Raw genomic sequence first — 7,090 nt, forward strand, 5'->3', positions numbered from 1 at the left:
GAACTCGTCACCCGGCGCGACACGCCGCACAGCACGAGGGCCCGCCTCCGGTCGGAGGCGGGCCCTCGTGGACTCTCAGGGAGCGACGATCACCAGGTGCGCACGCGCAGCCCGGGGTTCTCCGCGAGGATCACGCCGATCGGGGTGGCGAAGAGTTCCGGCGCCTCACCCATCAGCCCGCTGACCACCCCCGCGACCTCGCACATGCCGAACTGACCGACGTTCGATGCGCTGGAGATGCCCAGGGCGAGAGTGCCGGTGACGATGGTGCCGCCGCTGTCGCCCTGAAGGGCGCACAAGTTGGTCGAGAAGCCGTCCTCGAGGATGCGGTGACCGACGTCGACAGTCTGGCCGACGGACGTGACCACCCCGCAGCTGTAGCCCGAGCGGATGCCGGACTTGCAGGCGGGCGCACCGGCGACCGGTTCGGCGACGCCGGTGATGGTAAGCGGCGCGGCCAGGGGCACCCGCACGCCGTTGTTCTCGAAACGGGACTGTGCCTCGCCGGTGGGCCGGATCAGCGCATAATCATGGCCGTCCAAACGGGTCTTCTCGAAGGTGCCGAGGTGCTGGCCGAGCTCCTCACCGATCAGCTGGTACACCTTCGACGCGAACTGGGTGCCGGCCGAGAGCCGGTTCGGGTCGCAGTGCCCGGCGGTGATGTTGAGCGGCCGGTCCGAGCCGTCGACGGCGTTGAAGCCGAGCGAGCAGCGTAATCCCTCGCCGGCGCCGAGCGCGGCGTAGGCGTCGCCGCCGAACAGGGCCTGCGGGGCGGCGAGGTCTGCGACGGGCTGCAGTTCGCCGGCGGCGGGCTCCGGGACGAGCGGCGCGGGCGCGAACAGCACCCGGGCACCCTGCAGGAAGTTGGGCAGCTGAATCCCGGCGACGTTCTCGGTGCGCAGCACGACATCGTTGTTCACGACGTCGATGGCGACGCCGCGAACCAGGTCGGCGACGGCGGGCGGCTGCGTGGCCAGCCAGTCGTTCAGCGCCTTCAGTTCGTCGCGCAGCTGCGTCTCGGTGCGGTCGGTGTCCTCGACGGTGAATCCGGCCTCCTCGGCGGCCTCGCGGGCGGTGTCGTAGCCCTCGCCTTCGGTCAGCCCCACCTTCGGGGTTCCCTCGGGGTCCAGCCACACGCCGGAGAATACGGCCGCGAACTTCTCCCGCGCCGATTCGGCGAAGCGGGCCAGCTCCTGGCTGCGGGCGGCATCCGTCAGGTACCGCTCGGGGCTCATCTGCAGGTCCCTGGCCAGCGCCTCCACGAGTTCGTTCGGCAGCGCCGTCGCCTCGATCGGGGCCGGGTCGGCCTGGGCGATGGCGGCGGCAGGACCGAGCAGCATGAGCGCTGCCGAACCGTAGACCGCTGCTCGACGGGCGAAGGAGCGTCGCATGGATGCCTTCCTCGTTGATCTCCGCGACGGGGCACGAAGATGCCGGCCCAGGGATGGACCGGTGCTGGATTGGACGATCATATGGGGTCGGCCGCGCGAACACCCAGCCGCGCGGCGCGTCGTCAGGCCGCGGCGGCGGTCCGCACCCGGACGCCGGTCTCGGCCTCGATGTCCCGGACCGCGATGCCCAGGCTGGACGTGCCGCCCTGCGGGGCGAGCACCAGGTTGGCCTCCACGCAGTCCGGGGCACCGGAGCTGTTGGAGCCGCTGATCACGCCGAGCGCGAGGGTGCCGGTGACGATGGCGCCGCCGCTGTCGCCGGAGAGGGTGCAGGCGGTCGTCGCGAATCCGCGAATCGTGGTGCTGGTGCCGTCGGCGCTGACCAACTGGGTCTCCACGCGGTCGGCGGCGACGATCCCGCACGTGAAGTACGACGACTGGCCCGACTTGCACACAGGTGCGCCGGCGACGGGCGCGGCGGTGCCGGTGACGGTCAGCGTCGAGCCGTTGCCGCCGCGCACCACGGGGCGGTTCAGGCCGGCGTCCACGCCTGCCTGGTCGAGGCCGATGATGCCGTAGTCCAGGGTGCTGCCCACACCGACGGTCGAGCGGGTGAACGACCCGATCTTCAGGCTCTCGTCGATGTTCTCCCGGTTGGGCAGGTAGACGGTGGAACCGCCCTCCTCGCGGGCGATCTGGTCGCAGTGGCCGGCGGTGACGTTAACGGCCGCGCCGTCGGCGTCGACGGCGTTGAAACCGAACGAGCACACGCCGATGCGGTCGAGCGGCGTCGAACGGATGTCGCTGTCGGCGGTGATGTAGGTGTCACCGCCGAGCGGGCCCGGCTCGTTCGGCGGCTGGCCGGGGGTGAGCATGACCTGGACGTTGGCGATGAGCGTCGGCAGGTTCAGGGCGCGGCCGGCCGGGCTGTTGGCGATGTCGACGATCAGGCGGTTGTTGAACACGTCGATCGACGTCGCGTTCACCTGGGAGGACAGTTCGCGGGGGAGCGCGGCGACCCAGCGGTTCAGCTCGGCGAGGGACTGCTCGAGCCCGTCCGCGGACACCGGCGCGACGGTGACGTGGTAGCCGTCGTTCTCGGCCTGCCGGGCGGCGTCGGGGTTGGTGACCGCGACGACGGGCCGGCCGTCGGTGCCCAGCCATGCCCCCGCGAAGTCCTCCGGCCGTTCGGCACGGAAGCTGCGCGCGTAGTCCGCGAGTTCCTGCGCGCGTTCGGATCGCGCGAGGTACTCGTCGGCGCTGATCTTCAGGTCGCGGCTGATGGCCTCGACGAGTTCGGCGGGCAGTTGATCCGCGGGCAGCTGGTCGGCCGGGGCGGCGTGGGCGGTCGCAGCGAGCGGCCCGGCCAGCAGCAGTGCCGACGCCGCCGCGACGACGACACGGCGAACGGTGGTACGAGCAGCGGCGCGCGACGCCGACGAGTGACGCATGGGGGCCCTTCGAGAATGGGTTGACGGGTTTCGTGCGCGGTCGTGCCGCGGAAGCGGACACAACCGTGTGACAGCGTACGGGACGGGGAGGGTCACCCTGCCGCCTCGGAACCGGTCGTGTCCGTTGGGTCCGGTTCCGTGGTTTCGGGGGGCGTCGACGTTGACGTCCCGGTCGGCGCGACGGTCGTGGGGGTCGTCGTCCGGGCGGGCCGGTCCCGTTCGCGGGTGGCCTCGCTCGTGGTCGGTGCGACCGTGGTCGACCGCGTGGTGGTGGACGGGGCCGGCCGGGACATCGTGGCCCGGACCGACGTGGTCGGCGGCGCGGCCTCGGCGGCGGTGCCGGGGGCGGGGGTGAGCGCCACGAGCCCGGAGTCGACGGTGGCCGGCGCCGCGTCCGGGGCGGTCGTCGTGGTGGTGGTACTGGTCGGGGTGCCGGTGCTCGGGGGCACCTGCACCGCGCTCGACAGCGACTCGTAGGCGGCGCCCGCCTCCCGCACGGGTGTGTCCGCGGGGGTGTCCCGCAGCGAGAACACCAGGGCGCCCATCCCGACGAGCAGCGCGACGGCCGCCGCGACGGCGCCGCCGACGACCAGCCGGTTGTGCGGAGCCCGGTCCGGGCCCCCGGGCACCGCGTCCGCCTCGGTGCCGACCGCTGCGACAGTGCCGGCCTCTGTGACAGTGCCGGCCGCCTCGACGGGGGCCGTGGCCGCGACGGGCGGCTCGACGGGGGCGACGGGGTCGAGCTGGGTGCGCGCCGCGGCGCCGGTGCGGACCGCCGGCATGATCCGGGTGGCGCCGAGCATGTCCGCGGAACCGGCCGCGGCGGCGAGCGCCGCGCCCCGCACCACCGCGTGCTGCGGCTGCGGCGGCAGCACGCACCGCACGCCCATACCGGCCTTCACTGTCTGCGCGACGAGTTGCGCCGCCGACGGGTCCACCGGCTCCTCGGTGCTGATCACGACGGCGTCGAGGTTGCTGACGAGCCAGCCGAACGCGCCGAGCGCGGCCGACAGCTGCGCGGGTACCGACGGGGCGTCCCCCTCGGGGTAACGGAACGAGCGGCCCGCGGCGACACCGGACCGCACGAGCGTCACCGTCGATCCGCCGGCGTCGAGGTGATAGACGGCGACGAGCCGGCCGCTCTGCTGTGCGACCCGGGACTCGAACCAGGCCGCGACGGCCTCGGCGTCGGAGATCAGGGTGACGTGCCGCAGCCCGACGTAGTCGAGAGCATTGCGCAGCACCGCCACGGTCGCCGGCGACCATGCGGTGGGATGTGCGGCGGCGACGGTCGCCGGGGCGTCGCCGACCAGGGGTGCGGCGTCGGCGAGCAGGCATTCCATCGCGGTCGCGACGAGGTCCTCCGCGCGGGAGAGGGCGCCGTCCTCGGCGCGCACCCCGGCCGGTTCGCCCACTCGGTCGACGAAGCCGGAGAAGGAGCTGCACTCGTCGGCGGCGCCGGGGTCACGGACGCCGAGCGTTGCCGTGCCGTCGGAGTGCAGGTGCAGACGGGTGAGGCGTTCGACCGGCTCGGGGTCGGGACGGATGCCCTCGGCGGAGGTGACGGCCACGGCGGACACGATGGTGCCGACTCTCAGGCCCACGCCTACGGACATGCAGAAATCCCCCCGTTCCCACTGGTTGCCGGTTGCCGAACCTCGGCGCCGTGCCCGAGCGCACGGAGCATCGAGATGAGCTCCGATCGCGAGCCGGCGCCGAGCCGCCGCCGGATGCGCGCGACGTGATGCTCGACAGTCTTCGCGGAAATGTACAGGCGCGACCCTACTTCGCGGTAGGTCAGGCCGGCGACGACGAGGTCGGCGACCTCCGCCTCCCGGTCCGACAGGGGGCTCGGCGCCGCCGGTGCGTCGGCCGCGGGCGTGGGCGTGGGCGCGGCGGTGCGCGGCGCGGCCGACGGGTGCCGCACGGCCCGTGCGACCTGGAGCAATGCCGTCGCCGTCGCCGTGTCGTCGACGCGCAGCGCGGCCTCGCCGGCCAACCGCGCCCCGTCCCACGGCAGGCCGATCGCGGCGAGCGATTCCGCGGCCGCCTGCACGCGCGCGGGGTCGGCATCGCCCTGCAGCACCCGCAGCCAGGCCTGCCCGGCCCGGGCCAGGGCGGCCGCGTAGGCGGTGGTCTCCGCCGCCGCCCCGAGGGCCCGGGCGTGCGGCAGCAGCTCCGCGGGCTGGTCCGCGGCGATGGCCGCCTGCACCCCGTACCAGTGCAGCGTCGCGCCCCACAGCGGCGGTTCGTCGAGGGTCGTCAGGAGATCCTGGGCCTGACCGACCAGGTGGGCGATGCGGTCGGCCTCGCCGAGCCGGACCGCGGCGAGCCACAACTCGCCGAGCGGCAGCAGGCTCAGCAGGTCCACCGAGTACTCGGCCACCACGCCCTGCGCCGCGGTCCAGGCGGCGGTCAGCGCGCCGACGTCGCCGCCGCGGCGGGCCAGGCCCACCCGCAGCCCGTGCAGGAACAGCAGGTCCCGCTGCTCGGTGGCGTGGGGGGTGAACTCGTCGGCGGCGGCCGTCGCGGCCGGCAGGTCGCCGCCGATCAGCGCCGTCCACGCCGCGAGCAGGCGGTGCCGCACGGACGGCGCCGCGGTGGCGCGGCCGAGCACGGCGCCGGCGTGGGTGAGTTCGCCGGAGTGCAGGCACAGCAGCGCGGTGATCGCCTCCGGGGTGTCGGGCAGCAGCCGCGTCCGGTCGGCCGCCCCGTGCACCGAGAGGGCCCGCGTGAGGGTGTTCATCGCGACGCGCCCGTCGCCGCCGACGGACTCGCGCAGGCCCGCGGCCAGCAGCTGCGCGGCCGCCGCGGACGACGTCGGCGCCGCGGCCTCTGTGCCGAACCGGGCGGCGGTGCCCGGGCGACCCGCGGCGAGCAGCACCGTCGCGGCGATGGGCGCGTCGGCGCCGGCCCGTTCGGGGCCGAGCCACTCGTACAGATCCGCGCTGCGCCCCAGCATGCCGCGGCGCGCGGCGACGGTCGCGGCGATGCGGGTGGCGGCGGCCAGCTCGCCGGCGGGCAGGGCACCGGCCCGGTCGAGCAGACGGTCGGTGAGCTGTCCGGCGGTGGCGAGGTCGCCGGCGAGCCCGGCGGCCTCGGCGCGGCGCACGTCCAGCGCATCGGCGTCGGCGCCGGCACGGATCGCCGCGTCGTACAGCGTGCGGGCCTGCGCGGGCTCGGCCGCGTCGGCGAGCGTCACGAGAAGGGCGGCGAGGCGGGCGTCGGCCACCCCGGCCTCGGCGAGAGCCCGGGCGGCGTCCGCGGTCAGCAGCCCCGCGTCGAGGCGCAGCGCCGCCAGCCGGTGCGCCAGCGTGCGGACGGCGTGGGTCCCGAGGACGGCGGCGGGCACCGCGGCGGCCGCGGGGATCGGGACGTCGCCGTCGACGGTGAGCAGGCCGCTGGCCCGCGCGGCGTCGACGAGCTCGCGGGCGCGGTCCGCGTCGACGCCGAGGACGGTGGCGACCTCGAGCGGGTCGAGGGTGCCGCCGAGGCCGGCGAGGACCAGGACCCGGGGCAGGTCGGGGTCGCCGCCGCCGAGGCGGTCGCGAACGCGGGCCGCGGCGGCCCGCCGGGGATCGGTGCCGTCGCGCAACGCCGCGAGGGCCGCGTCGACGACGTCGCGGGCGCCGCCGGTCAGCCGGTGCACCGCGCGGATCGGTTCCGGGCGCGGGGTGAGACCGAGAGTTGCTGCGCGACCGGCAATTTCGCGCGGGCTGAGGGGGTGCAGTTCGACGAGCGCCGAGTGCGCGCCGAACGCGGACAGCAGCGCCCGCAGATCGCTGCGGTGCGGCCGCGGCTCCGTCGCGACGACCACCGGCCGCTCGCCGCGCCGCACCTGCTCGGCGAGCGCGAGGACCGATTCGGCGGGCAGGGTGTGCGCGTCGTCGACCACCAGCGCCGCCGGCGCGGGGGAACGCGGATCGGTTCCGACCGTGAGGCCCCGGCCGGCGAGCGTCTGCCGCACCGAGGACAGCAATGCGGACTTGCCGCTGCCGGCGGGACCGGTGAGCAGCAGCCGCGGCGGGGTCGCGGCGACGGCGTGCGCGACGTCGCGCGGCAGGGGGGTGGGCTGCGGCATCGGTCAGTTGCCGAGGAGTCCGCCGACGCCGTCGACGGCACCACCCACCCCGTCGACGACGCCGCCGACCGCGTTGCCGGTGCCGTCGAGGACCGCGCCGGCACCCTGACCGGCGCCGCCGAGCGCGTCACCGACCTGCGAGCCGTAGTTCGGGGACGGCGCGGGCG

4 protein-coding genes are annotated in these 7,090 nt (G+C 75.3%); all 4 read right to left on the reverse strand.

Going from position 1 to position 7,090, the window contains the following annotated elements:
- Positions 1-89 precede the first annotated feature (89 nt).
- Positions 90-1,391 (reverse strand): S1 family peptidase, encoded by a 1,302-nt coding sequence (locus G6039_RS18010; protein ID WP_029545585.1) that lies wholly within the window; start codon positions 1,389-1,391, stop codon positions 90-92.
- Positions 1,392-1,513: 122 nt separating this feature from the next.
- A complete protein-coding gene (locus tag G6039_RS18015; RefSeq protein WP_029545583.1) occupies positions 1,514-2,842 on the reverse strand; it encodes a S1 family peptidase in 1,329 nt (442 codons plus the stop codon).
- A 92-nt stretch (positions 2,843-2,934) separates the two neighbouring features.
- On the reverse strand, positions 2,935-4,458 hold the full coding sequence (locus G6039_RS18020; RefSeq protein WP_029545581.1) for a hypothetical protein: 1,524 nt from the start codon (positions 4,456-4,458) through the stop codon (positions 2,935-2,937).
- Entirely contained in the window at positions 4,449-6,923 is a 2,475-nt protein-coding gene (locus G6039_RS18025; RefSeq protein ID WP_029545579.1) for a LuxR C-terminal-related transcriptional regulator, read from the reverse strand. Before G6039_RS18025 ends, G6039_RS18020 begins: the two co-directional genes overlap by 10 nt.
- Between the last annotated feature and the right edge of the window lie 167 nt (positions 6,924-7,090).

Source organism: Rhodococcus aetherivorans, from assembly GCF_011058165.1.
GTDB lineage: Bacteria > Actinomycetota > Actinomycetes > Mycobacteriales > Mycobacteriaceae > Rhodococcus > Rhodococcus aetherivorans.

What these genes read in the sequence shown, in the direction of transcription:
- G6039_RS18025 (WP_029545579.1), bottom strand. Translation starts at nt 6,923, where the DNA reads ATGCCGCAGCCCACCCCCCTGCCGCGCGACGTCGCGCACGCCGTCGCC.
- G6039_RS18015 (WP_029545583.1), bottom strand. Translation starts at nt 2,842, where the DNA reads ATGCGTCACTCGTCGGCGTCGCGCGCCGCTGCTCGTACCACCGTTCGC.
- G6039_RS18020 (WP_029545581.1), bottom strand. Translation starts at nt 4,458, where the DNA reads ATGTCCGTAGGCGTGGGCCTGAGAGTCGGCACCATCGTGTCCGCCGTG.
- G6039_RS18010 (WP_029545585.1), bottom strand. Translation starts at nt 1,391, where the DNA reads ATGCGACGCTCCTTCGCCCGTCGAGCAGCGGTCTACGGTTCGGCAGCG.